Source organism: Pseudomonas sp. zfem005, from assembly GCF_032621735.1.
GTDB classification, from domain to species: Bacteria; Pseudomonadota; Gammaproteobacteria; order Pseudomonadales; family Pseudomonadaceae; genus Metapseudomonas; species Metapseudomonas solani.
Genome location: NZ_JAVYJE010000014.1, coordinates 64,481 through 90,680, shown reverse-complemented (window position 1 = coordinate 90,680; position 26,200 = coordinate 64,481). Strand labels below are relative to the sequence as shown.

Sequence of the window (26,200 nt, the reverse complement as noted above, 5' to 3'; positions counted from 1 at the left end):
GCTGTGCCGGGCGTTTTTATTTCAAAGGTTCCGCCATGACTTCCGATCTCCCCCTGCAAATCCTCGGCGGCATCTCCGCCCGTGAATTCCTCCGCGACTACTGGCAGAAGAAGCCGCTGCTGATCCGCCAGGCCATCCCGGGCTATGAAAGCCCCATCTCGCCCGACGAGCTGGCCGGCCTCTCCCTGGAAGAGGAAGTCGAATCGCGCCTGGTGATCGAACATGGCGAGCGCCCCTGGGAACTGCGTCGCGGCCCCTTCGCCGAAGACACCTACCAGGACCTGCCGGAAAAGGAATGGACCCTCCTCGTCCAGTCCGTCGACCAGTTCGTCCCGGAAGTCGCCGAGCTGCTGGAGCACTTTCGCTTCCTGCCGAGCTGGCGCATCGACGACATCATGGTCAGCTTCGCCGCGCCCGGCGGCGGCGTCGGCCCGCACTACGACAACTACGACGTCTTCCTGCTCCAGGCCCACGGCCAGCGCCGCTGGAAGATCGGCCAGATGTGCGACACCGACAGCCCGCTGCTGCCCCACGCCGATCTGCGCATCCTCGCCGAATTCCACGGCACCGATGAGTGGGTACTGGAACCGGGCGACATGCTCTACCTGCCGCCGCGCCTGGCCCACTTCGGCATCGCCGAAGACGACTGCATGACCTACTCGGTCGGCTTCCGCGCCCCCAGCGCCGCCGAGGTGCTGACCCACTTCACCGATTTCCTCGCCCAGTTCATTCCGGACGAAGAGCGCTACAACGACGCCGACATCACCCCGGTCAGCGACCCGCACCAGATCCAGCAGGACTCCCTCGACCGCCTCAAGGCGCTGCTGGCCGAGCACATGAGCGATGAACGCCTGCTGCTGACCTGGTTCGGCCAGTTCATGACCGAGCCGCGCTACCCCGAACTGGTCGCCGGCACCGAAGTGGACGAAGACGAGTTCGTCGGCGCCCTGGAAGATGGCGCAGTGCTGATCCGCAACCCCAGCGCCCGCATGGCCTGGTCCGAAGTGGATATCGGCCTGATGCTGTTTGCCAGCGGCCAGAGCCGCCTGCTGCCCAGCAGCCTGCGCGAGTTGCTGAAACTGGTCTGCGCCAGCGACGCGCTGCACATCGACAACCTCGGCCAATGGCTGGCGGACGAGGACGGGCGTAAGCTTCTGTGGGAACTGATCAAGCAAGGAAGTCTGGAGTTTGCCGATGAGTGAGATACACATCCGCATCGCCGATTGGCAGAAGGACAATGCCGACCTGCGCCGCATCCGTGAAGCCGTGTTCATCGCCGAGCAGGCGGTGGCACCGGAGCAGGAATGGGATGCGGAAGACGTCGACGCGGTCCATTTCCTCGCCCTCGAGCATGACTACGCCATCGGCACCGCACGCCTACTGCCCGACGGCCATATCGGCCGCGTCTCGGTGCTCAAGGACTGGCGTGGCCTGCGGGTCGGCGATCGCCTGCTGGAAGCGGTGATCGCCGAAGCGGAACGTCGCGGCCTCAAACAGCAGATGCTCTCCGCCCAGGTACACGCCACCCCCTTCTATGAACGCCACGGCTTCCGCGTCGTCAGCGGCGAGTTCCTCGAAGCCGGCATCCCTCACGTGGACATGGTGCGCGACAGCCAGTAGAGGTCGACATGGAACCCAACGCCCCGGAAAACCAAGAACCCGAGACCGAATTGCCGGCCATCGAATTCCAGTCACCGGGGCGTTTCGAGGTCCACAACCCGGTGCCGGACCTGCGCGAGCCCGCCCCCTGGGAGCCCGCGCCCTTCACCCTTGGCGAGCACGGCGACCTGCAGCGCTTCGCCAAGCCCGAAGACGCCCGCCCCCACGCCCTCGCCCTGCTGCAACAGGCGCAGCGCAGCCTGTGCCTCTACACGCCGGACCTCGAAGCCTGGCTCTACCACCACAGCAGCATCCAGGACGCCTGCACCCGCTTCCTCCTGGCCAACCCGCGCAACCGCCTGCGCATCCTGGTGCGCGACGTGACCCGCCCGGTGAAGGAAGGCCATCGCCTACTCAACCTGGTGCGCCGCCTCTCCAGCAACAGCCAGATCCGCAAGCTCAACCCCGACCATCCCAACGAAGAATGCGCCTACCTGCTGACGGACGACCGCGGCCTGCTGCTGCGCCCTGAACCGGACAGCTTCTCCGGCTACGCTCTGTACAACGACCCCGGGCGCTGCCGCCTGCGCCAGGCCCAGTTCGACCAGGCCTGGGAACAGAGCGTCAGTGACCCCGACCTGCGGAGTTTCCTGCTATGACCCCACGCGCGCTCCTCGCCGCCCTGCTCCTTGCCCTGAGCCTGCCGCTCCAGGCAGCCACCGAGGTCATCCCGCTCAACTACCGCACCGCCGAAGACGTGATGCCCGTGGTGCAGTCGGTACTCGGCAACGAAGGCCGCGTCAGCGCCTACGGCAACCAGCTGATCGTCAACGCCGAGCCGGCGAAGATCCAGGAACTGCGCACGGTGCTGGGCCAGCTCGACACTGCACCCAAGCGCCTGCTGATCTCGGTGGACACCAGCGACAGCAACTACCAGGACGATCGCGGCTACGCGGTCAACGGCTCGGCCAGCGTCGGCGGCGTCGACATCGAAGCCGGGCGCGGTGAAGTGCGCGGGCGCGACCAGGTGCACATCATCCGCCGCAGCACCGACACCCGTGGCGGCGGCGTCCAGCAGGTGCAGGCCAGCGAGGGCTACCCAGCACTGATCCAGGTCGGCCAGAGCGTCCCCATAACCACCGCCAGCACCGGCCCTTACGGCCAGGTCTACAGCAACACCGAGTACCGCAACGTGACCCGGGGCTTCTACGTCACCGCCAGCATCACCGGCGACATCGTCCACGTCGCCATCAGCAGCAACCGCGATCGGCTGAGCCAATCCCAACCCGGCGTGATCGACGTGCAGAGCACCGACACCCGCGTCAGCGGCCGCCTCGGCGAATGGATCACGGTGGGCGGCGTCAACGAATCCAGCCAGTCCGACGATAGCGGTTTCCTCCGCCAACGCAGCACCCAGGGCAGCGAAAACATGACCATGCGCCTGAAGGTCGAGAGCCTCGACTGAGCCCCCTTTCCCTGACCAATCGGTCGTTCTTAAGACTTATGTAGTAGTGCCAAAAAATCACTACAAAACGTTTGACGAACACTTGTTTGAAGCGCATCATGGCCCCGCTCCCGCTAACCAGGGGCCCTGAAACGGGCTCCCGGGCCGCGCTCAATACCTTCGAGCCGTCCCGTGTTGTTACAGCCCACAAGGCCGTTCGACGAGGTTGCGACTGGAACGAAGTTGTCCTGAGGGACGGGGAAGCGTTTAGCGCAGCAGCCAGATCGACGATCCAACCGAACCAGATACGCCCGAGGCATCCACGAGCCGAAAGCGCATCCGGAATGGGCAGCGAAGTCATCCGTGCCGCTCGTATCGTCACCCCTCCTCTCGAGTGTCCTACTCGTACCGGTCACATTCTCGGCGTTCTGTTGTGAGCTACCCGTGTTGCCTTCCAAGGCTCACAGGGGGAAGTCGGTGCTCAACCAAACACATTTGAAGGATTGACCATGTCCGCATATCAAAACGACATCAAGGCAGTTGCCGCTCTGAAAGAAGCCGCAGGCAACAGCTGGAGCGCTATCAACCCGGAATCCGTCGCCCGTATGCGCGCCCAGAACCGCTTCAAGACCGGTCTGGACATCGCCAAATACACCGCGGCCATCATGCGCAAGGACATGGCCGAGTACGACGCCGACGCCTCCGTCTACACCCAGTCCCTTGGCTGCTGGCACGGCTTCATCGGTCAGCAGAAGCTGATCTCCATCAAGAAGCACCTGAAGACCACCAACAAGCGCTACCTCTACCTGTCCGGCTGGATGGTCGCTGCTCTGCGTTCCGACTTCGGCCCGCTGCCGGACCAGTCGATGCACGAGAAAACCGCCGTTTCCGGCCTGATCGAAGAGCTGTACACCTTCCTGCGCCAGGCTGATGCCCGTGAGCTGGACCTGCTCTTCACCGCCCTGGACGCTGCCCGCGCCGCTGGCGACAAGGTCAAGGCCGACGAGATCCAGGCTCAGATCGACGGTTACGAAACCCACGTCGTTCCGATCATCGCCGACATCGACGCTGGCTTCGGTAACCCGGAAGCCACCTACCTGCTGGCCAAGAAAATGATCGAAGCCGGTGCCTGCTGCATCCAGATCGAGAACCAGGTTTCCGACGAGAAGCAGTGCGGCCACCAGGACGGCAAAGTGACCGTTCCGCACGAAGACTTCCTCGCCAAGATCAACGCAGTTCGCTACGCCTTCCTCGAGCTGGGCGTTGACGACGGCGTGATCGTTGCCCGTACCGACTCCCTGGGTGCCGGCCTGACCAAGCAGATCGCCGTTACCAAGCAAGCCGGCGACCTGGGCGACCAGTACAACTCCTTCCTGGATTGCGAAGAAATCACCGCTTCCGACCTGCAGAACGGCGACGTGGTGATCAACCGCGAAGGCAAGCTGCTGCGTCCCAAGCGCCTGCCGTCCAACCTGTTCCAGTTCCGCGCTGGCACCGGCGAAGACCGCTGCGTACTGGACTGCATCACCAGCCTGCAGAACGGCGCCGACCTGCTGTGGATCGAAACCGAGAAGCCGCACGTTGGCCAGATCAAGGCCATGGTTGACCGCATCCGTCAGGTGATCCCGAACGCCAAGCTGGTTTACAACAACAGCCCGTCCTTCAACTGGACCCTGAACTTCCGTCAACAAGTGTTCGATGCGTTCGTTGCCGAAGGCAAAGACGTTTCCGCCTACGACCGCGCCAAACTGATGGCCGTCGAGTACGACGAAACCGAACTGGCCCAGGTTGCAGACGAGAAGATCCGTACCTTCCAGCGCGACGGTTCGGCTCACGCCGGCATCTTCCACCACCTGATCACCCTGCCGACCTACCACACCGCCGCGCTGTCCACCGACAACCTGGCCAAAGGGTACTTCGCCGACCAGGGCATGCTGGCCTACGTCAAAGGCGTACAGCGTCAGGAACTGCGTCAGGGCATCGCCTGCGTCAAGCACCAGAACATGGCTGGCTCCGACATCGGCGACAACCACAAAGAGTACTTCGCTGGCGAAGCGGCTCTGAAAGCAAGCGGTAAAGACAACACCATGAACCAGTTCCACTAATAGGAACTGTTCACCAGCACGGCCTTCGGGCCGGCTGGATGCCTCAAGGCCCTGGCAGCGATGCCGGGGCTTTTTTTATGCCCCGCCCGCCATCAGGGAACATCTTGCGTCCGCGCCGCGTCTGAACTTACCTCTGGCCAACAGCCCAAGGTCTCCAGCCCCATGCTCCGAACGCTCGTCACCAGCTTGCTGGCCCTGCTTCCCCTCCTCGCCCAGGCCGGCGACCTGGAGCAGCGTTTCCCGGCGGACGCCCTCCAGCCGCTCCTCCAGCGCCTGCAGCAGAACGAGCACCCGCACTTCGCCGTGGTCGACTACTCCCAGCGCTCGGACCAGAAGCGCTTCCTGCTATACGACAGCCGCAACCACGCCCTGCTGGCCAGCTACCGCGTCGCCCATGGCAAAGGCTCGGATGCCGACCATGACGGCTACGCCGAGCGCTTCTCCAACGAGCCCGAAAGCCGCGCCTCCTCGCTGGGCACCTACCGCACGGGCGAGGTCTACCAGAGCCGGCAACCCGGGCACGGGCTGTCGATGCGGCTGACGGGGCTGGACCCGAGCAACAACAAGGCCATGGAGCGCGCCATCGTCATCCATGCCATGGACTACATGGAGGATCGCTTCATCCGCCAGCACGGTGTGGCTGGGCGCAGTTTCGGCTGCCTGGTGCTGGCCGCCGCTGATCGCGACCAGGCGATCGAGGCACTCCAGGGCGGCGCACTGATCTTCGCCATCAAGCCACCCCCCGCACCGTCGAGCACCCTTTGAAGTGTTTTGTGCACTGCAGCACATAAGGCATTACACCCACCGCACTGTCACAGTTCCGTCGCCTTGAGGCCGTAGCGTCGAGTCTCCGTCGATTCGCCTGTATGGAGACAAAGCCTTGAATAACGAAAAAGAGAACGCCGTCCTCTTTGGAAATGGCGACGAAGTGCCTAGCAACCTTTCCAGCAACCCTCACATCAGCGAGCTGATCGAAGGCATGAAACGCCGTGAAGTGCTCGCCGGTGGCGCCGCCCTGGGCGCCCTCGCCTTCCTCGGCGTATCCTTGCCCGGCCAGGCCGAAGCCGGGCAGAGCGAAGCCCGTGGGCTGGGCTTCCCCTTCAAGCCACGCCGTCGCCTCGGCTTCGAAGGCATCCCGGCCGGCCGCGCCGACACCATCACCGTGCCGCCCGGCTACAAGGCCACGCCCTTTATTCCCTGGGGCACTCCCATCACCGGCCGCTACCCCGCCTTTGCCGACGACGCCAGCAACAGCGCCCGCGACCAGGCCGAGCAAACCGGCATGCACCATGACGGCATGCACTTCTTCCCCATCGACACCCGCCTCGGCCTGGGCCTGCGCTCCGACCACGGCCTGCTGGTGCTCAACCACGAATACATCGACGCGCCGCTGCTGCACCCCAACGGCCCGACCGTGGTGAACGGCAAGCGCACGAGCGCCGAAGAAGTCCGCAAGGAGATCAACGCCCACGGCGTTTCGGTGGTCGAAATCCGCCGTGACGTGCGCGGCGAGTGGACCGTGGTGCCCAGCCGCCGCAACCGCCGCATCACCGCTGCCACGCCCATGCAGATCAGCGGCCCCGCTCGCGGCAACAAGCTCCTGCAAACCCGCCACAGCCCCAACGGCACCGCCGCCCGCGGCACCCAGAACAACTGCTCCAACGGCTTCACCCCCTGGGGCACCTACCTCACCTGCGAGGAAAACTGGGCCGGCTACTTCTCCACCCGTGACACCGACCTGCCCCGCGAGCTGAAACGCTACGGCCTGCGCAACGGCAGCCGCTTCGGCTGGGAAACCCTGCCCGGCGACGAGTTCGAGCGCTTCGACGCCACCCGCAAGGCCGCCGATGCCAAAGGCGACTACCGCAACGAACCGAACCAGTTCGGCTGGATCGTCGAGATCGACCCCTTCGAGCCCGACTCCGTGCCGGTGAAACGCACCGCCCTCGGCCGCTTCGCCCATGAAGGCCTGATCTTCGCCCCGGTGAAACCCGGCCGCCCGGTGGTCTGCTACTCCGGCGACGACTCGCAGAACGAGTACATCTACAAATACGTCAGCCGCGACACCTATCGCCCCGGCCGCAGCAACGGCCGCCTGCTGGACGAAGGCACCCTGTACGTCGCGCGCTTCAATGCCGACGGCAGCGGCCAATGGCTGCCCCTGGACATCAACGACAAGTCCTTCCTCAAGGCCTGCCTCGCCGCTGGCGTGGCCTTCGCCGACCAGGGCGACGTGCTGATCAACACCCGCCTCGCAGCGGACGTGGTCGGCGCCACCAAGATGGACCGCCCCGAATGGGGCGCGGTGAACCCGGACAACGGCGAGGTGTACTTCACCCTCACCAACAACACCGCGCGCACCGTCCCGGACGCTCCCAACCCGCGCCCGGCCAACGCCTACGGCCACATCATCCGCTGGCGCGAACAGAGCCGCGACTACGCCGGCAAAGCCTTCAACTGGAACCTGTTCATGCTCGCCGGCCCGGAAACCGACAGCCGCGGCCCGAACGGCAAGCCGCTGGACGCCAGCAACATCCTCGCCAGCCCCGACGGCCTGTGGTTCGACGACGACGGCCGCCTGTGGATCCAGACCGACATGAGCGGCAGCCAGCTGTCCGCTGGCCCCTTCGGCAACAACCAGATGCTGGTGGCGGACCCGCGCACCGGCGAGCTCAAACGCTTCCTGGTCGGCCCGCTGGGCGCCGAGGTCACCGGCATCGCCGCCACGCCGGACTTCCGCACCCTGTTCGTCAACATCCAGCACCCGGGTGAGGGCTCGACGCCCACCAACCTCACCAGCGCCTGGCCCGACGGCCCGGGCAAGCGCCCGCGCTCTTCCACCGTGGTGATCACCCGCGAAGACCGTCGCCGCATCCTCTGATCCCCCAGCCACTGGCCGAAGTGCCAGGCATTTGCGACCGGCCAGCAATGGCCGGTCCCTTTTTCCACTGACAGACTGGCCAGCCACACACCAAGGGCCTGCCCATGCCTGCCAACCGTCTGAGTCGCGCCACCTCCCTGGTGGGCAAACTGCCCGCCGCCCTGCACACACCCCTGCTCAGCCTGCTGATCGGCAGCCAGGTGCGCTTCGCCGGCACCGCCCGCGTGCGCGTCCATCACCTCAGCCAGCAACGGGCGGTGATGAGCCTCGCCAACCGCCCCCGGGTGCGTAACCACATCAAGGGCGTGCATGCCGCCGCCATGGCATTACTGGCCGAATCCGCCACCGGCCTGCTGGTGGGCATGAACGTGCCGGACGACAAGCTGCCGCTGATCAAAAGCCTGCACGTGGACTACCTCAAGCGCGCCACGGGCGGCCTGAAGGCAGTGGCGCAACTGGATGCCGAGCAGGTCCGTCGCATCCATGAAGAAGACCGGGGCGAGGTGCGGGTCGCGGTCGCCATCACCGACGAAACCGGCATCGAACCCATCCGCTGCGAGATGATCTGGGCCTGGGTCAGCCGCAAGCGCGAGCATTGACTAAGCTGTACGAATGTCCCAACTGAGAGGCCGAGAACCGCAATGGCCCGAACCACGTTCATCCTGGCAGGCACGGCGATCGCCGTGACGACAGCCGCCGCCACCCTTTACTGGCGCCTGGGTTCAGAATCCCAGGCTGTCGCCCAGCCCCGCACGCAAACCAGCCAACCTTTGGCCACCCCGGCCAGCGACGCGACGGCAGCGGCGAGCGCCCAGCACATCGACCCCGCCCTGACGGCGGAGTACGAGAAGCGCCTGGCCTTCCACTCCGCCTACCGGGCCTTCTTCAAGGCGGCGCCGGACCTGCCCAGCGAAGAACGGGAAAAACAGGCCGAGCGGTTGGCGGAGGAAGTGCAATCCCATGAGCAGAGCGGCGAGTTGGCGGCCAGCGAATCACTGGTGCTGCAGATCGCCCTGATCCAGGCCAGCGGCGGTGACGTCGAGGAACAGAAGGCACGCGCCAACGCGCTGCTGCAGCGGTACAAGGCGCGCAGCGATGCCCTGGAGAAGAAGCTCGCGGCACAGCCTTCACCCCAGTTCGATCACTACAAGCAGGAAGAGAAACGCATCGTTGCCGAGGTGCTGGCGATGCAGTCGATCCCCGACGGCCTCAGCCGTGACGAGTACCTGAGGCAGCGCCTGCAACAGGCCCGCGAGCAGGCCTACCACTGAGCTGCGGGGCGGATTGCCCGCCCCGCAGCCACTTCTCAAAGCAACTGGTTGAGCACGTAGTAGAGCAGGTTGAACGGCTTGGCCCGATCGGCCGCATCGCTCGACTCGGATGCATCCATCACCGGCCCGGTGCCATCCAGCACATTGGTGACGAAGTCATCCAGCTGCAGGTTCTGCTCCTGGATGTCGGCGTTGGCGAACTCGATGATGCTGGTGCAATGGCTCTCGTTCACCGCCCGGTACTGCGGGAAGTAGCCGCCGAAGTTATGCAGGTTGGCCAGGGTGTTGCGCAGGCGGCCGGTGTCCACATCCCACTTGGCGTGGATCAGCGCCTCCTTGGTGGCCTGGTCCGGCGCGTTGGCGATCTCCGGGTAGAAGCGCTCATAGGAGTAGGACGAGTAGTTCAGGTCCTTCCAGAAGTGCGTATGCCCGAGACGATCACCCGGCAGGTTGGCGGAAAGCGCCGGATAGATGCTGCCCAAGTCATTCAAGGTGACGCCCGGCAGACGGCTCTGCAGCAATTGCAGCGGTCCATTGTCGAGGCCCCAGGCCTGGCGGATGAAAGTCTGCAACGGCAGCGACGGATAGGCCTGGTTGCTGCCCCCGGTCACCGCACTGAACACCGGCCCCGAGTCGTCGATCAGGAAGCCACGGTTAGGCGCGATGTCCTGGCGCGTCACCGCATGGCTGATCAGGCTGCCCGCCCCGCCGGCGCTGCAGCCGGTGGAGAGCATCTGTCCGGGGCGCTCGAGGTTGTCCTTGAGCCAGGCGGTCACCGCGCGGGTGTTGCGCAGCCCGTTGTGGTGCCACACCAGCTGCGGCTTCTGCCCGGTCGGGTCCTGGTAGACCGCCACCTTGTCACCGGAATAGATGTCACCGGTGCAGTACGGCACGTACACCATGTTCCAGTTCTGCGTCTTCACCCGCGTCCAGGGATGCAACCGCACCACGAAGGGGCTCACCAGGCTGGCGCTGGGGTTGAGCAGCTTCATGTAATCGTCGGGAATACCGTTCGGGTTCCGCGCACCCCGGATGCCGGTCTGGCCCGTGCAACTGGCGTAATCCCAGCAGGCGCCACCGCCCTCCATATAGATGATGGTGTTGCTGGTGTTCGGTACCCGGTTGACGAAGAACTTGTAGGGCGAACCATCACCACATACGGCACCGGTCTCGGGTGCGAGCTGCACCGTCTGCCAGGCGTAGTAGTTGGCCGCCTTGAAGCCGGAATTGAACCCCGCCGGGTTGGCCAGCAACGGATAGGGCCCGACCCGCTGCTCGGGCAGGACCTTGTTGTCGGCCTTGGGTGGGGAAGTGAGATTGCCCAGCGTCTGCCAGAACCCGTAGTCGCCGAGTTCGGCGTGGGCAGGCAGTGAAGGCAGGAAGAACAGCAGAAGCACGAAGCAGTGACGCAGCAACTTGGCAACGCCCATGGCGATTCCCTCTTTTTCTTGTTTTCTGAGTGGACCACCACGCCCAGGCAGACGAATCCGTGGTCCAGCCGACCCGCTGAGTACGGCAGGGAAACAGGGGGGAACGCACCGCATCCACGGCGCTTCTAGCACGCTAGTACAAGGTTGTCAGAGCGACAACGGTAGCCACATATGAATTAGGCATAGAGGAAAGAAGTTGTGAGTAACAGCGGCTATTAAGTGCGCATGTTTTAACCACTTCCGTAGGACTCACCATGTAGTGGTTATATATTCCCCAGTCAAATGATAATGACTATCATTACCTGACCTATATTTGCGCCCTGCGGCATAGCGACGCAATCCGACCAAAGCCTGACAAAAAACAGGAACCCACGGCGCTCTAGGCTTTCAGAGCAGTACAAGCTCTTTAAACTGCCTTTCGAGTTAATTTTTTAGTCTGAAAAATTTACTTGTAGACCCATACGGGCATAAAATTGTCCGAATAGATTGCCGGGCACTCTAGTGCGGGCAAGACCCCATTTAATTACGAGTGAACGCCGTTCCTTGTTGAAGGAGTTCCGGCATGTCGGACGCCACTGCCATTCTTTCCCATAACTGGGGTTTCGCTATTTTCCTGCTGGGCGTGATCGGCCTCTGTGCCTTTATGCTCGGTGTCTCGAGCCTTCTCGGCAGCCGTGCCCATGGCCGCGCCAAGAACGAGCCGTTCGAATCGGGGATGCTCCCCACCGGCAGCGCGCGCCTGCGCCTCTCCGCAAAATTCTATCTGGTCGCGATGCTCTTCGTGATCTTCGACGTCGAAGCCCTCTTTCTCTTCGCCTGGGCCGTATCCGTTCGCGAAAGCGGGTGGGCAGGCCTCATCGAAGCTACCATTTTCATAGCAATTCTGTTGGCAGGTCTTGTCTATCTCTGGCGCATCGGTGCTCTTGATTGGGCTCCCGAAGGTCGTCGCAATCGGCAGGCGAAGCTAAAACAATGAGGCTTTGGCGATGCAATACAAACTTACTCGGATCGATCCGACTGCTCCCAACGAGCAGTACCCGATCGGCGAGCGGGAGATCGTTTCCGACCCCCTGCTAGAAGATCAGGTCCACAAGAACATCTTCATGGGCAAGCTCGAAGATGTTCTCAACGGTGCAGTCAACTGGGGTCGCAAGAACTCCCTGTGGCCGTACAACTTCGGTTTGTCCTGCTGCTACGTGGAGATGACTACCGCCTTCACCGCGCCGCACGACATCGCCCGCTTCGGTGCTGAAGTCATTCGTGCATCACCCCGCCAGGCTGACTTCATGGTCATCGCCGGCACCTGCTTCATCAAGATGGCGCCCATCATCCAGCGCCTCTACGAGCAGATGCTGGAGCCCAAGTGGGTGATCTCGATGGGTTCGTGCGCCAACTCCGGCGGCATGTACGACATCTATTCGGTGGTTCAGGGCGTGGACAAGTTCCTCCCCGTGGACGTGTACATCCCTGGCTGCCCTCCCCGCCCGGAGGCATTCCTGCAAGGCTTGATGCTGCTGCAGGAATCCATCGGCAAGGAGCGCCGCCCGCTTTCCTGGGTCGTCGGCGACCAAGGCATCTACCGTGCCGAAATGCCGTCGCAGAAGGAACAGCGCCGCGAACAGCGTATTCAGGTCACCAACCTGCGCAGCCCCGACGAAGTCTGATCCGGTCTCTTCCACGAGAAGAGACCCGGCTCACTCTGTACGTTGACCGAAAGCGACCGAGACCATGACTGCAGACACCGTTCTGTCTATCCCGCCTTACAAGGCTGACGACCAAGACGTCGTCGTTGAACTGAATTCCCGCTTTGGCGCCGAGAGCTTCACCCTCCAGGCCACCCGCACCGGCATGCCGGTGATCTGGGTCGCTCGCGAGAAGCTCGTCGAAGTCCTCACCTTCCTGCGCAATGCGCCGCGCCCCTTCGTCATGCTGTACGACCTGCATGGCGTCGACGAGCGTCTGCGCACCCAGCGCCGTGGCCTGCCGGGCGCAGACTTCACCGTTTTCTACCACCTGATCTCCATCGAGCGAAACAGCGACGTGATGATCAAGGTGTCCCTGTCCGAAGGCGACCTCAACCTGCCCAGCGTCACCGGCATCTGGCCGAACGCCAACTGGTACGAGCGTGAAGTCTGGGACATGTACGGCGTGCACTTCTCCGGCCACCCGCACCTGTCGCGGATCATGATGCCGAACACTTGGGAAGGTCACCCGCTGCGCAAGGACTACCCGGCGCGCGCCACCGAATTCGACCCCTACAGCCTGAGCCTCGCCAAGCTGCAGCTGGAAGAAGAAGCCGCGCGCTTCAACCCCGAAGACTGGGGCATGAAGCGCCAGGGCGAAAACGAGGACTACATGTTCCTCAACCTCGGCCCCAACCACCCCTCTGCCCACGGTGCCTTCCGCATCATCCTGCAGCTGGACGGTGAAGAAATCCTCGACTGCGTACCGGAGGTGGGCTACCACCACCGCGGCGCCGAGAAGATGGCCGAGCGCCAGTCCTGGCACAGCTTCATTCCCTATACCGACCGCATCGACTACCTCGGCGGGGTGATGAACAACCTGCCCTATGTGCTCGCGGTCGAAAAACTCGCCGGCATCAAGGTGCCGCAGAAGGTCGACACCATCCGCGTGATGCTGGCCGAGTTCTTCCGCATCACCAGCCACCTGCTGTTCCTGGGCACCTACATCCAGGACGTCGGCGCCATGACCCCGGTGTTCTTCACCTTCACCGACCGCCAGCGCGCCTATAAGGTGATCGAAGCCATCACCGGCTTCCGCCTGCACCCGGCCTGGTACCGCATCGGTGGTGTCGCCCACGACCTGCCGCGCGGCTGGGACGGGCTGGTCAAGGAATTCGTCGAATGGCTGCCCAAGCGCCTCGACGAGTACACCAAGGCTGCCCTGAAGAACAGCATCCTCAAGGGCCGTACCATCGGCGTCGCCCAGTACAACACCAAGGAAGCCCTGGAATGGGGCGTCACCGGCGCCGGCCTGCGCTCCACCGGCCTGGACTTCGACCTGCGCAAGGCGCGCCCCTACTCGGGCTACGAGAACTTCGAGTTCGAAGTGCCGCTGGCCCATAACGGCGACGCCTATGACCGCTGCATGGTCCGCGTCGAAGAGATGCGCCAGAGCATCCGCATCATCGACCAGTGCCTGAAGAACATGCCGGAAGGCCCGTACAAGGCCGACCACCCGCTGACCACGCCACCGCCGAAAGAACGCACGCTGCAGCACATCGAAACCCTGATCACCCACTTCCTGCAGGTTTCCTGGGGCCCGGTCATGCCGGCCAACGAAGCCTTCCAGATGATCGAGGCGACCAAGGGCATCAACAGCTACTACCTGACGAGCGATGGCAGCACCATGAGCTACCGCACCCGGATCCGGACGCCCAGCTTCGCCCACCTGCAGCAGATCCCCTCGGTGATCCGCGGCAGCATGGTGGCCGACCTGATCGCCTACCTGGGCAGTATCGACTTCGTTATGGCTGACGTGGACCGCTGACATGAGCATTATCCAGACCGATCGTTTCGCCCTCAGCGAAACCGAGCGCTCGGCCATCGAGCACGAGATGCACCACTACGAGGACCCGCGCGCGGCGTCCATCGAAGCCCTGAAGATCGTCCAGAAGGAGCGCGGCTGGGTGCCTGACGGCGCCGCCGATGCCATTGGCGAAATCCTCGGCATCCCCGCCAGCGACGTCGAAGGTGTAGCCACCTTCTATAGTCAGATTTTCCGCCAGCCGGTGGGCCGCCACATCATCCGTGTGTGCGACAGCATGACCTGCTACGTCGGCGGCCATGAGTCCGTGCTCGGCAGCATCCAGCAGAACCTCGGCATCGGCCTCGGCCAGACCACCGCCGACAACCGTTTCACGCTGCTGCCGGTGTGCTGCCTGGGCAACTGCGACAAGGCCCCGGCCCTGATGATCGACGATGATACCTTCGGCAATGTCAGCGCCGATGGCGTCGCGCAACTGCTGGAGGCCTATCAATGAAGACCCTCACTTCCGTCGGCCCGGCCAACCGCATTCAGCGCAGCGCCGAGACGCACCCGCTGACCTGGCGCCTGCGTGACGACGCGCAGCCCATCTGGCTCGAGGAATACCAGCAGAAGAACGGCTACGCGGCCGCACGCAAGGCCCTGGGCGAAATGGCCCAGGCCGACATCGTGCAGACCGTCAAGGACTCCGGCCTCAAAGGCCGCGGCGGTGCGGGCTTCCCCACCGGCGTGAAATGGGGCCTGATGCCCGCTGACGAATCCATGAACATCCGCTACCTGCTGTGCAACGCGGACGAAATGGAGCCCAACACCTGGAAGGACCGCATGCTGATGGAACAGCTGCCCCACCTGCTGGTGGAAGGCATGCTGATCAGCGCCCGCGCGCTCAAGGCCTATCGCGGCTACATCTTCCTGCGTGGCGAATACGTCGACGCGGCGCGCAACCTCAACCGCGCCATCGACGAAGCCAAGGCCGCCGGCCTGCTGGGCAAGAACATCCTCGGCAGCGGCTTCGACTTCGAGCTGTTCGTCCACACCGGTGCCGGCCGCTACATCTGCGGCGAAGAAACCGCCCTGATCAACTCCCTCGAAGGGCGCCGCGCCAACCCGCGCTCCAAGCCGCCCTTCCCCGCCGCTGTCGGCGTCTGGGGCAAGCCCACCTGCGTCAACAACGTCGAGACCCTGTGCAACGTGCCGGCGATCGTCGCCAACGGCGTGGACTGGTACAAGGGCCTCGCCCGTCCCGGCAGCGAAGACATGGGCACCAAGCTCATGGGCTTCTCCGGCAAGGTGAAGAACCCCGGCCTGTGGGAGCTGCCCTTCGGCGTCCCCGCCCGTGAACTCTTCGAAGACTATGCCGGCGGCATGCGTGACGGCTTCAAGCTGAAAGCCTGGCAGCCCGGCGGCGCCGGTACCGGCTTCCTGCTCCCCGAACACCTGGATGCGCCCATGTACGCCGCCGGCATCGCCAAGGTCGGCACCCGTATGGGCACCGGTCTCGCGCTCGCCGTGGACGACAGCATCAATATGGTCTCGCTGCTGCGCAACATGGAAGAGTTCTTCGCCCGCGAGTCCTGCGGCTGGTGCACCCCCTGCCGCGACGGCCTGCCCTGGAGCGTCAAGGTCCTGCGCGCCCTCGAGCGCGGTGAAGGCCAACGCGGTGACCTGGAAACCCTCGAAGGGCTGGTCAACTTCCTCGGTCCAGGCAAGACCTTCTGCGCCCACGCACCGGGCGCCGTCGAGCCGCTGGGTAGCGCGATGAAGTATTTCCGTCCGGAATTCGAGGCAGGCATCGCCGAGAACGCACCGGCGATCCGACCCGAACCGGTCGGCGCATAAGAGCCAGTTCCGCCGGTTGGCGGCCGCCACAAGCGGCCCCGATCGCAACCTGATTCCATTAGCCACGCCCGGTCAAACGGGCAGATGAAGACTGAACCATGGCCACTATCCACGTAGACGGCAAGACGCTCGAAGTCGATGGTGCAGACAACCTCCTGCAGGCCTGTCTGTCCCTCGGACTCGACATCCCCTACTTCTGCTGGCACCCGGCGCTCGGTAGCGTCGGCGCCTGCCGCCAGTGTGCGGTCAAGCAGTACACCGACGAAAACGACAAGCGCGGCCGCCTGGTCATGTCCTGCATGACCCCCGCCACCGACAACTCCTGGATTTCCATCGACGACGAAGAGGCCAAGCAATTCCGCGCCAGCGTCGTCGAGTGGCTGATGACCAACCACCCGCACGACTGCCCCGTGTGCGAGGAAGGCGGCCACTGCCACCTGCAGGACATGACGGTGATGACCGGCCACAACGAGCGCCGGTACCGCTTCACCAAGCGCACCCACCAGAACCAGCAGCTCGGCCCGTTCATTTCCCATGAAATGAACCGCTGCATCGCCTGCTACCGCTGCGTGCGCTACTACAAGGACTACGCCGGCGGCACCGACCTCGGCGTCTACGGCGCCCACGACAACGTCTACTTCGGACGTGTCGAGGACGGCACCCTCGAGAGCGAATTCTCCGGCAACCTGGTCGAGGTCTGCCCGACCGGCGTGTTCACCGACAAGACCCACTCCGAGCGCTACAACCGCAAGTGGGACATGCAGTTCGCCCCGAGCATCTGCCACGGCTGCTCCAGCGGCTGCAACATCAGCCCCGGTGAGCGCTATGGCGAAATCCGCCGTATCGAGAACCGCTTCAACGGCTCGGTGAACCAGTACTTCCTTTGCGATCGCGGCCGTTTCGGCTACGGCTACGTCAACCGTGAAGACCGCCCACGTCAACCGCTGTTCGGCACCCAGAAGCTCGGCATCGATGCCGCCCTGGACAAGGCCGCCGAACTGCTCAAGGGCAAGCGCGTGATCGGCATCGGCTCGCCCCGCGCCAGCCTGGAATCCAACTTCGCCCTGCGTGAACTGGTAGGCGAAGCCAACTACTACTCCGGCATCGCCGCGGGTGAGCTGGAAAACATCCGCCTGATCCGCGACATCCTGCAGAACGGCCCGCTGCCGGTACCGACCCTGCGCGACATCGAAAGCCACGATGCCGTGTTCGTCCTCGGCGAAGACCTGACCCAAACCGCCGCGCGCGTCGCCCTGGCCCTGCGCCAGTCGGTCAAGGGCAAGGCCACCGACATCGCCGCCTCGATGAAGATCCAGGACTGGCACATGGCGGCCGTACAGAACGTCGCCCAGGACGCGCTCAACCCGCTGTTCATCGCCAGCACCACCGAGACCCGCCTCGACGACGTCGCCACCCAGTGCGTGCACGCCGCCCCGGCCGACCTCGCCCGCATCGGCTTCGCCGTGGCCCACGCCATCGATCCGAGTGCACCGGCCGTCGAAGGCCTGGACAGCGAAGCCGCCGAGCTGGTCAAGGCCATCGCCGACGCCCTGCTCGCCGCCAAGCGCCCGCTGATCGTCTCCGGCGCGTCCCTGGGCGAAAAGGCCCTGATCGAAGCCGCCACCAACATCGCCAGCGCGCTGAAGAACCGTGAGAAGAACGGCTCCATCAGCCTGGTGGTGCCGGAAGCCAACAGCATGGGCCTCGCCCTGCTCCTGGGTGAAGAGCTCGGTGGGAAATCCGTGGACGCCGCCCTGGAAGCCCTGACGGCCGGCCAGGCCGACGCCGTAGTGGTACTGGAGAACGACCTCTACCGCCGTGCCGACGCCGCCAAGGTCGACGCCGCCCTCGCCGCCGCCCAGGTGGTGATCGTCGCCGACCACCAGCAGACCGCCACCGTCGAGCGCGCCCACCTGGTACTGCCGGTCGCCAGCTTCGCCGAAGGCGACGGCACCCTGGTCAGCCAGGAAGGCCGCGCCCAGCGCTTCTTCCAGGTCTACGACCCGACCTATTACGACGCCAACATCCTCGTGCGCGAAGGCTGGCGCTGGCTGCACGCCCTGCACAGCACCCTGCAGGACAAGTCCGTCGACTGGACCCAGCTCGACCAGGTCACTGCCGCTGTCGCCGACAGCAGCAGCCTGCTGGCCTCGATCCGTGACGCCGCGCCCAGCGCCTCGTTCCGCATCAAGGGTCTGAAGCTGGCACGCGAACCGCACCGCTACAGCGGCCGTACCGCCATGCGCGCCAACATCAGCGTGCACGAGCCGCGCCAGCCGCAGGACAAGGACTCGCCCTTCGCCTTCTCCATGGAAGGCTATGCCGGCAGCGCCGAACCCCGTCAGCAGATTCCGTTCGCCTGGTCCCCGGGCTGGAACTCGCCCCAGGCCTGGAACAAGTTCCAGGACGAAGTCGGCGGTCACCTGCGTGCCGGCGACCCGGGCGTACGCCTGATCGAAGCCAAGGGCGCCACCCTGCCCTGGTTCGCCGTCGCCGCTCCGTTCAACCCGGCCCAGGGTACCTGGCAGGTGGTTCCCTTCCACCATCTGTTCGGCAGCGAGGAAAACTCCTCCCGTGCCGCGCCGATCCAGGAGCGCATGCCCGAGCCCTACGTGGCTCTGGCCAAGTCCGAGGCGGATCGCCTGGGCGTGAACGACGGCGCCATGCTGGCCCTGCGGGTCAAGGGCCAGGCCCTGCGCCTGCCGCTGCAGGTCCGTGAAGAACTGGCCGCCGGCCTGGTGGGCCTGCCCGCCGGCCTGCCGGGTATCCCGGGTGCCATCGCTGGCGCCACCGTGACCCTGCTGCAGGAGGCCGCGCAATGAGCTGGCTCACTCCCGAGGTGATCGACGTCATCATCGCGGTGGTCAAGGCCATCGTCATCCTGCTCGCCGTGGTCGTCTGCGGCGCCCTGCTCAGCTTCGTCGAACGACGCCTGCTGGGCTGGTGGCAGGACCGCTACGGTCCCAACCGCGTCGGCCCGTTCGGCATGTTCCAGATCGCCGCCGACATGCTGAAGATGTTCTTCAAGGAAGACTGGACCCCGCCCTTCGCCGACAAGGTGATCTTCACCCTGGCGCCGGTGATCGCCATGAGCGCCCTGCTCATCGCCTTCGCCGTGGTCCCGATCACCCCCACCTGGGGTGTGGCGGACCTGAACATCGGCATCCTGTTCTTCTTCGCCATGGCCGGTATCACCGTGTACGCGGTGCTCTTCGCCGGCTGGTCGAGCAACAACAAGTTCGCCCTGCTCGGCAGCCTGCGCGCCTCGGCCCAGACCGTCTCCTACGAGGTGTTCCTGGCCCTGTCGCTGATGGGCATCGTCGCCCAGGTCGGCTCGTTCAACATGCGCGACATCGTCGAATACCAGGCCCAGCACCTGTGGTTCATCATTCCGCAGTTCTTCGGCTTCTGTACCTTCTTCATCGCCGGCGTCGCCGTGACCCACCGTCACCCGTTCGACCAGCCGGAAGCGGAACAGGAACTGGCCGACGGCTACCACATCGAATACGCCGGCATGAAATGGGGCATGTTCTTCGTCGGCGAGTACATCGGCATCGTGCTGGTGTCCGCGCTGCTGGTGACCCTGTTCTTCGGCGGCTGGCACGGCCCCTTCGGCATCCTGCCGCAGATCCCGTTCATCTGGTTCGCCCTGAAGACCGCCTTCTTCATCATGCTGTTCATCCTGCTCCGCGCGTCGATCCCACGTCCGCGCTATGACCAGGTGATGGCCTTCAGCTGGAAGTTCTGCCTCCCGCTGACCCTGATCAACCTGCTGGTGACCGGCGCCGTCGTGCTGGCCACGGCCCAGTAAGGAGAAAGACCATGATCAAGTACATCTACGACGTGGTGGTCGGCACCCTCACCCAGCTGCGCAGCCTGGTGATGGTGTTCTCCCACGGCTTCCGCAAGCGTGACACCCTGCAATACCCCGAAGAGCCCGTGTACCTGCCGCCGCGCTACCGTGGCCGCATCGTGCTGACCCGTGATCCCGACGGCGAAGAGCGCTGCGTAGCCTGCAACCTGTGCGCCGTGGCCTGCCCGGTCGGCTGCATCTCGCTGCAGAAGGCCGAGACCGAAGACGGCCGCTGGTACCCCGAGTTCTTCCGTATCAACTTCTCCCGCTGCATCTTCTGCGGCCTGTGCGAAGAAGCCTGCCCCACCACCGCGATCCAGCTGACCCCGGATTTCGAGATGGGCGAGTACAAGCGCCAGGACCTGGTCTACGAGAAGGAAGACCTGCTGATTTCCGGCCCCGGCAAGAACCCCGATTACAACTTCTATCGCGTGGCCGGCATGGCCATTGCCGGCAAGCCGAAAGGCGCCGCGCAGAACGAAGCCGAGCCGATCAACGTGAAGAGCCTGCTGCCCTAAGGAGACGTGCGTGGAATTCGCTTTCTATTTCGCCGCAGGCGTCGCTGTTGTTTCCACCCTGCGGGTGGTCACCAACACCAACCCGGTGCATGCGCTGCTCTACCTCATCATTTCCCTGCTGGCCGTCTCGATGTGCTTCTTCGCACTCGGGGCGCCCTTCGCCGGCGCCCTGGAAATCATCGTCTACGCCGGCGCCATCATGGTGCTGTTCGTCTTCGTGGTGATGATGCTCAACCTTGGCCCGGCCATCGTCGAGCAGGAGCGCAAGTGGCTCAAGCCCGGCATCTGGGTCGGCCCTTCGGCGCTGTCCCTGGCCCTGCTGGCCGAGCTGCTCTACGTGCTGTTCAGCCAGAGCAGCGGCGCCACCATCGGCCAGACCACGGTAGACGCCAAGGCAGTAGGTATCAGCCTGTTCGGCCCTTACCTGCTCGCCGTCGAACTCGCCTCCATGCTGCTCCTGGCAGCCCTGGTCGCGGCCTACCACCTCGGCCGCCACGAAGCGAAGGAGTAACGCCATGCTGCAAGCAATCCCCCTGGAACATGGCCTCGCCGTCGCCGGCATGCTGTTCGGCCTCGGGCTGGTCGGCCTGATGGTGCGCCGCAACATCCTCTTCGTGCTGATGAGCCTTGAAGTGATGATGAACGCCGCCGCTCTGGCCTTCGTCGTCGCCGGTGCCCGCTGGGCCCAGGCCGACGGCCAGATCATGTTCATTCTGGTGATCACCCTCGCAGCCGCCGAGGCCAGCATTGGCCTGGCCATCCTGCTGCAGCTGTATCGCCGCTTCCACACCCTCGATATCGACGCTGCCAGCGAGATGCGCGGATGAACCTTCTATTCCTGACTTTCCTCTTCCCGTTGCTCGGCTGGCTGATCCTGTCGTTCTCCCGCGGGCGCTTCTCCGAAAACACCTCCGCCGTCATCGGCGTGGGCTCCGTTGGCCTCTCGGCACTGACCACGGCCTGGATCATCTTCCAGTTCAACGTCGCCCCGCCGGAAGGTGGCGTCTACACCCAGGTGCTCTGGCAGTGGATGAACGTCGACGGCTTCGCCCCCAGCTTCACCCTGTACCTGGACGGCCTCTCGCTGACCATGCTGGGTGTGGTCACCGGCGTCGGCTTCCTGATCCACCTGTTCGCCTCCTGGTACATGCGTGGTGAGGAGGGCTATTCGCGCTTCTTCTCCTACACCAACCTGTTCATCACCAGCATGCTGTTCCTGGTGCTCGGCGATAACCTGCTGTTCCTGTACTTCGGCTGGGAAGGCGTGGGCCTCTGCTCCTACCTGCTGATCGGCTTCTATTACAGCAACCCGAACAACGGCAACGCCGCGCTCAAGGCCTTCATCGTCACCCGCATCGGCGACGTGTTCATGGCCATCGGCCTGTTCCTGCTGTTCATGCACCTGGGCACCCTGAACATCCAGGAGCTGATGGTGCTGGCCCCGCAGAAATACGTCGCCGGCGACGCCTGGCTGTGGATCGCCACCCTGATGCTGCTCGGCGGCGCCGTGGGCAAGTCCGCCCAACTGCCGCTGCAGACCTGGCTGGCCGACGCTATGGCGGGCCCGACCCCGGTTTCCGCACTGATCCACGCGGCCACCATGGTGACCGCGGGCGTCTACCTGATCGCCCGTACCCACGGCCTGTTCCTACTGACCCCCGAGATCCTCGAGCTGGTCGGCATCGTCGGTGGCGTCACCCTGGTACTGGCCGGCTTCGCCGCGCTGGTGCAGACCGACATCAAGCGCATCCTCGCCTACTCCACCATGAGCCAGATCGGCTACATGTTCCTCGCCCTGGGCGTTGGCGCATGGGACGCGGCGATCTTCCACCTGATGACCCACGCCTTCTTCAAGGCCCTGCTGTTCCTCGCCTCCGGTGCGGTGATCAACGCCTGCCACCACGAGCAGAACATCTTCAAGATGGGCGGCCTGTGGAAGAAGCTGCCGCTGGCCTATGCCAGCTTCCTGGTCGGCGGCGCGGCCCTGGCTGCACTGCCCCTGGTCACCGCCGGCTTCTACTCCAAGGACGAGATCCTCTGGGAAGCCTTCGCCAGTGGCCATCAGTGGCTGCTCTACGCGGGCCTGGCCGGTGCCTTCCTGACCTCGATCTACACCTTCCGCCTGATCTTCATCGCCTTCCATGGCGAGGCCAAGACCGAAGCCCATGCGGGCCACGGCGTAGCCCACTGGCTGCCGCTGTCGGTGCTGATCGTGCTGTCCACCTTCATCGGCGCGCTGATCACCCCGCCGCTGGCTGGCGTCCTGCCGGAAAGCGTCGGCCACGCCGGTGGCGAAGCCCAGCACAGCCTGGAGATCGCCTCGGGTGCCATCGCCCTGGCGGGTATCCTCCTGGCCGCCCTGCTCTTCCTCGGCAAGCGCCGCTTCGTCAGCGCCGTCGCCCAGAGCGCGCCGGGCCGCTTCCTCGGTGCCTGGTGGTTCGCCGCCTGGGGCTTCGACTGGATCTACGACAAGCTCTTCGTCAAGCCTTACCTGCTCATCACCCGCGTGCTCGGCCATGACCCGATCGACTCCGGCATCGGCCTGATCCCGCGCATCGTGCGGGGCGGCAACGGCCTGCTGAGCAGCAGCCAGACCGGCCAATTGCGCTGGTACGCAGTATCCCTGGTCGGCGGAGCCGTGCTCGTGCTCGGCGCCGTGTTGCTGACTTGAATCTTCTTAAGGAAACCAGCCCGTCATGATTCTGCCCTGGCTAATCCTGATCCCCTTCATCGGCGGCCTGCTGTGCTGGCAAGGTGAGCGCTTCGGCAACACCTTGCCGCGCTGGATCGCGCTGCTGACCATGTCCCTGCTGTTCGGCCTCGGCCTCTGGCTGTGGGCAACCGGTGACTTCACCCTGGCCCCGTCCCCTGAAGCCGGCCCCGTATGGGCGCACGAGTTCAAGGTGCAGTGGATCGAGCGTTTCGGCATCACCATCCACCTCGCGATGGATGGCCTGTCGGTGCTGATGGTCACCCTCACCGGTCTGCTCGGTGTGCTGTCCGTGCTCTGCTCCTGGAACGAGATCCAGAACCGCGTCGGCTTCTTCCACCTGAACCTGATGTGGATCCTGGGCGGCGTCGTCGGTGTGTTCCTCGCCGTCGACCTGTTCCTGTTCTTCTTCTTCTGGGAAATGATGCTGGTGCCGATGTACTTCCTCATCGCGCTCTGGGGTCACAGCGGCAGCAAGGGCAAGACCCGCATCACTGCCGCCACCAAGTTCTTCATCTTCACCCAGGCCAGCGGCCTGGTGATGCTGGTGGCCATCCTCAGCCTGGTGTTGATCAACTACAACAACACCGGCGTGATGACCTTCAACTACGCCGACCTGCTCAAGGTCCAGCTCACCCCGACCGCCGAATACCTGCTGATGCTCGGCTTCTTCATCGCCTTCGCGGTGAAGTTCCCGGTGGTGCCGTTCCACTCCTGGCTGCCCGACGCCCACGCCCAGGCCCCGACCGCGGGCTCCGTGGACCTCGCCGGCATCCTGCTGAAGACCGCCGCCTATGGCCTGATGCGCTTCGCCCTGCCGCTGTTCCCCCATGCATCGGCCGAGTTCGCGCCCATCGCCCACTGGCTCGGCGTGTTCGCCATCATCTACGGTGCCCTGCTGTCCTTCGCCCAGACCGACATCAAGCGCCTGGTGGCCTTCTCCAGCGTGTCGCACATGGGCTTCGTGCTCATCGCCATCTACTCCGGCAGCCAGATCGCCCTGCAGGGCGCGGTGGTGCAGATGATGGCCCACGGTCTTTCCGCCGCGGCGCTGTTCATCCTCTGCGGCCAGCTCTACGAGCGCCTGCACACCCGTGACATGCGCGAGATGGGTGGCATCTGGAGCCGCATGCCCTACCTGCCGGCCATCAGCCTGTTCTTCGCCGCAGCGGCCCTCGGCCTGCCCGGCACCGGCAACTTCGTCGGCGAGTTCCTGATCCTGGTCGGCTCGTTCCAGAAAGCCACCTGGGTCACCGTCATCGCCGCCACCGGCCTGGTGTTCGGCTCGGTCTACTCGCTGATCATGATTCACCGCGCCTACTTCGGCCCGGCCAAGTCCGACGCCCCGCTGCAGGGCCTCAAGCCCCGCGAGCTGACCATGGTGCTCGGCCTCGCCGCCCTGCTGATCCTCCTGGGCGTCTACCCGCAACCGGTGCTGGACACCTCCGCCGCTAGCATGCACGGCGTGCATCAGTGGCTGGATGCAGCCTTCACCCAACTCGCCTCGGCCCGGTAGCTGTTATGGAACATCACGCTGTGGAATTCACGACTCAACACCTGATCGCCCTGCTGCCGCTGCTGGTGGCCTGCGCCACCGTCGTCGTGGTGATGCTGGCCATCGCCTGGAAGCGCAACCACACCCTGACCTTCGGGCTCTCGGTGGTCGGCCTCAACCTGGCACTGCTGGCGATCATCCCGGCCCTGGGCGTCACGCCCATCGAGGTCACCCCGCTCCTGAAGATCGACACCTTCGGCTGCTACTACATGGGCCTGGTGCTGGCTTCGACCCTCGCCTGCGTCACCCTGATCCACGCCTACCTGGGCGGTAATACCGGCCAGGGCTACCCGGGCAACCGCGAGGAGATGTACCTGCTGATCCTGCTGTCGGCCTGCGGCGGCCTGGTGCTGGTCACCGCGCAGCACATGGCCGGCCTGTTCATCGGCCTGGAGCTGCTCTCGGTGCCGGTCTACGGCATGGTCGCCTACGCCTTCTTCAACAAGCGTTCGCTGGAAGCCGGCATCAAGTACATGGTGCTCTCGGCCGCCGGTTCCGCCTTCCTGCTGTTCGGCATGGCGCTGCTCTACGCCGACGCCGGCACCCTGAGCTTCACCGGCATCGGCGCGAAGTTCTCCGCCGAAGGCGCGCAGAACATGCTGGTCCACCTCGGCATCGGCATGATGCTGATCGGCCTGGCGTTCAAGCTGTCCCTGGTGCCCTTCCACCTCTGGACCCCGGACGTGTACGAAGGCGCTCCGGCACCGGTCTCGGCCTTCCTGGCCACCGCCAGCAAGGTTGCCGTATTCGCCGTGCTGCTGCGTCTGTACCAGATCTCCCCGGCCACCGCCGGCGGCTGGTTGAACGACCTGCTGGGCGCCATCGCCATCGCTTCGATCCTGTTCGGCAACCTGCTCGCGCTGGTGCAGAACAACATCAAGCGCCTGCTGGGCTACTCCTCCATCGCCCACTTCGGCTACCTGCTGATCGCACTGATCGCCAGCAAGGGCATGGCCGTGGAAGCCATCGGCGTCTACCTCGCCACCTACGTGCTGACCAGTCTCGGCGCCTTCGGCGTGGTGACCCTGATGTCCACCCCGTACAACGGCCGTGACTGCGACGCCCTGTACGAATACCGCGGCCTGTTCTGGCGCCGTCCGTACCTGACCGCCGTGCTCACCGTGATGATGCTGTCGCTCGCCGGTATCCCGCTCACCGCGGGCTTCATCGGCAAGTTCTTCGTCATCGCCGCCGGTGTCGAGTCGGGCCTGTGGCTGCTGCTGGGCGTGATGGTCCTGGGCAGCGCCATCGGCGTCTTCTACTACCTGCGGGTCATGGTCACCCTGTTCCTGGTGGAGCCCAACCTGCGCCGCCACGACGCCGACCTGCACTGGGCGCAACGCGCCGGCGGCATCATGCTGCTGTTCGTCGCCCTGCTGGCGTTCTTCCTCGGTGTCTACCCGCAGCCGCTGCTGGACCTGGTGCAACATTCCGGCCTGGTGGCCCTGGCTCACTGAAGCCAGCCGCTGCAATGAAAAACCCGGCCTA

The 26,200-nt window shown here is 64.7% G+C and carries 23 protein-coding genes; 22 read left to right on the top strand and 1 reads right to left on the bottom strand.

Annotation, left to right across the window (positions count from 1 at the left end; all coding sequences use genetic code 11):
• Positions 1-35: 35 nt before the first annotated feature.
• The 9 genes from RTW82_RS27085 to RTW82_RS27045 all read left to right on the top strand — a co-directional run bounded on the left by RTW82_RS27085 (position 36) and on the right by RTW82_RS27045 (position 9,300).
• On the top strand, positions 36-1,202 hold the full coding sequence (locus RTW82_RS27085) for a cupin domain-containing protein (RefSeq protein WP_263402990.1): 1,167 nt from the start codon (positions 36-38) through the stop codon (positions 1,200-1,202).
• Complete coding sequence (locus RTW82_RS27080; protein ID WP_316927023.1) at positions 1,195-1,620, top strand: GNAT family N-acetyltransferase; 426 nt, start codon at positions 1,195-1,197, stop codon at positions 1,618-1,620. The genes RTW82_RS27085 and RTW82_RS27080 overlap by 8 nt, the downstream gene beginning before the upstream one ends.
• Before the next feature lie 8 nt (positions 1,621-1,628).
• Positions 1,629-2,258, top strand: a complete 630-nt coding sequence (locus tag RTW82_RS27075; protein ID WP_184490269.1) for a histone acetyltransferase HPA2 — start codon at positions 1,629-1,631, stop codon at positions 2,256-2,258.
• The gene (locus tag RTW82_RS27070) at positions 2,255-3,064 is read left to right on the top strand and encodes a secretin N-terminal domain-containing protein (RefSeq protein WP_316927022.1); all 810 of its coding nucleotides are present in this window, start codon (positions 2,255-2,257) and stop codon (positions 3,062-3,064) included. The genes RTW82_RS27075 and RTW82_RS27070 overlap by 4 nt, the downstream gene beginning before the upstream one ends.
• A 488-nt stretch (positions 3,065-3,552) precedes the next feature.
• Positions 3,553-5,148 carry an isocitrate lyase gene (locus tag RTW82_RS27065; RefSeq protein WP_316927021.1) on the top strand — a complete coding sequence of 532 codons (1,596 nt, stop codon included), beginning with the start codon at positions 3,553-3,555 and terminating at the stop codon, positions 5,146-5,148.
• Positions 5,149-5,310: 162 nt separating this feature from the next.
• On the top strand, positions 5,311-5,913 hold the full coding sequence (locus tag RTW82_RS27060; RefSeq protein ID WP_316927020.1) for a murein L,D-transpeptidase catalytic domain family protein: 603 nt from the start codon (positions 5,311-5,313) through the stop codon (positions 5,911-5,913).
• A gap of 115 nt (positions 5,914-6,028) precedes the next feature.
• Positions 6,029-8,029, top strand: coding sequence for a PhoX family phosphatase (locus RTW82_RS27055; RefSeq protein ID WP_316927019.1), 2,001 nt, complete (start codon positions 6,029-6,031; stop codon positions 8,027-8,029).
• A 104-nt stretch (positions 8,030-8,133) separates the two neighbouring features.
• Positions 8,134-8,628 carry a DUF4442 domain-containing protein gene (locus RTW82_RS27050; RefSeq protein ID WP_316927018.1) on the top strand — a complete coding sequence of 165 codons (495 nt, stop codon included), beginning with the start codon at positions 8,134-8,136 and terminating at the stop codon, positions 8,626-8,628.
• Positions 8,629-8,670: 42 nt separating this feature from the next.
• Positions 8,671-9,300 (top strand): hypothetical protein, encoded by a 630-nt coding sequence (locus RTW82_RS27045; RefSeq protein WP_316927017.1) that lies wholly within the window; start codon positions 8,671-8,673, stop codon positions 9,298-9,300.
• Between the two features lie 35 nt (positions 9,301-9,335).
• Here the strand turns inward: RTW82_RS27045 and RTW82_RS27040 are convergent, their stop codons facing one another.
• Entirely contained in the window at positions 9,336-10,730 is a 1,395-nt protein-coding gene (locus RTW82_RS27040; protein ID WP_021219034.1) for a pectin acetylesterase-family hydrolase, read from the bottom strand.
• 562 nt (positions 10,731-11,292) lie between these two features.
• Between RTW82_RS27040 and RTW82_RS27035 the strand changes: the two genes are divergently transcribed.
• The 13 genes from RTW82_RS27035 (at position 11,293) to nuoN (ending at position 26,169) form a co-directional block, all read left to right on the top strand.
• The gene (locus RTW82_RS27035; protein WP_021219035.1) at positions 11,293-11,706 is read left to right on the top strand and encodes an NADH-quinone oxidoreductase subunit A; all 414 of its coding nucleotides are present in this window, start codon (positions 11,293-11,295) and stop codon (positions 11,704-11,706) included.
• Positions 11,707-11,716: 10 nt separating this feature from the next.
• On the top strand, positions 11,717-12,394 hold the full coding sequence (locus tag RTW82_RS27030) for a NuoB/complex I 20 kDa subunit family protein (protein WP_021219036.1): 678 nt from the start codon (positions 11,717-11,719) through the stop codon (positions 12,392-12,394).
• Between the two features lie 64 nt (positions 12,395-12,458).
• Positions 12,459-14,240, top strand: a complete 1,782-nt coding sequence (gene nuoC, locus RTW82_RS27025) for an NADH-quinone oxidoreductase subunit C/D (protein WP_316927016.1) — start codon at positions 12,459-12,461, stop codon at positions 14,238-14,240.
• A 1-nt stretch (position 14,241) separates the two neighbouring features.
• A complete protein-coding gene (gene nuoE / locus RTW82_RS27020; RefSeq protein ID WP_021219038.1) occupies positions 14,242-14,733 on the top strand; it encodes an NADH-quinone oxidoreductase subunit NuoE in 492 nt (163 codons plus the stop codon).
• Positions 14,730-16,076 carry an NADH-quinone oxidoreductase subunit NuoF gene (gene nuoF / locus RTW82_RS27015; RefSeq protein ID WP_021219039.1) on the top strand — a complete coding sequence of 449 codons (1,347 nt, stop codon included), beginning with the start codon at positions 14,730-14,732 and terminating at the stop codon, positions 16,074-16,076. The genes nuoE and nuoF overlap by 4 nt, the downstream gene beginning before the upstream one ends.
• A gap of 98 nt (positions 16,077-16,174) precedes the next feature.
• Positions 16,175-18,898 carry an NADH-quinone oxidoreductase subunit NuoG gene (gene nuoG, locus RTW82_RS27010; RefSeq protein ID WP_316927015.1) on the top strand — a complete coding sequence of 908 codons (2,724 nt, stop codon included), beginning with the start codon at positions 16,175-16,177 and terminating at the stop codon, positions 18,896-18,898.
• Complete coding sequence (gene nuoH / locus RTW82_RS27005) at positions 18,895-19,887, top strand: NADH-quinone oxidoreductase subunit NuoH (RefSeq protein WP_184490278.1); 993 nt, start codon at positions 18,895-18,897, stop codon at positions 19,885-19,887. The genes nuoG and nuoH overlap by 4 nt, the downstream gene beginning before the upstream one ends.
• 11 nt (positions 19,888-19,898) lie before the next feature.
• A complete protein-coding gene (nuoI, locus tag RTW82_RS27000; protein ID WP_184490279.1) occupies positions 19,899-20,447 on the top strand; it encodes an NADH-quinone oxidoreductase subunit NuoI in 549 nt (182 codons plus the stop codon).
• Positions 20,448-20,457: 10 nt separating this feature from the next.
• Positions 20,458-20,958: an NADH-quinone oxidoreductase subunit J gene (gene nuoJ, locus RTW82_RS26995; protein ID WP_021219043.1), complete on the top strand. Its 501-nt coding sequence runs from the start codon at positions 20,458-20,460 to the stop codon at positions 20,956-20,958.
• 7 nt (positions 20,959-20,965) lie between these two features.
• Positions 20,966-21,274, top strand: coding sequence for an NADH-quinone oxidoreductase subunit NuoK (nuoK, locus tag RTW82_RS26990; protein ID WP_031287559.1), 309 nt, complete (start codon positions 20,966-20,968; stop codon positions 21,272-21,274).
• Entirely contained in the window at positions 21,271-23,118 is a 1,848-nt protein-coding gene (nuoL, locus tag RTW82_RS26985) for an NADH-quinone oxidoreductase subunit L (RefSeq protein ID WP_316927014.1), read from the top strand. Before nuoK ends, nuoL begins: the two co-directional genes overlap by 4 nt.
• Before the next feature lie 25 nt (positions 23,119-23,143).
• Complete coding sequence (nuoM, locus tag RTW82_RS26980; protein ID WP_316927013.1) at positions 23,144-24,673, top strand: NADH-quinone oxidoreductase subunit M; 1,530 nt, start codon at positions 23,144-23,146, stop codon at positions 24,671-24,673.
• Between the two features lie 20 nt (positions 24,674-24,693).
• Positions 24,694-26,169 carry an NADH-quinone oxidoreductase subunit NuoN gene (nuoN, locus tag RTW82_RS26975; RefSeq protein WP_021219047.1) on the top strand — a complete coding sequence of 492 codons (1,476 nt, stop codon included), beginning with the start codon at positions 24,694-24,696 and terminating at the stop codon, positions 26,167-26,169.
• Positions 26,170-26,200: the final 31 nt, after the last annotated feature.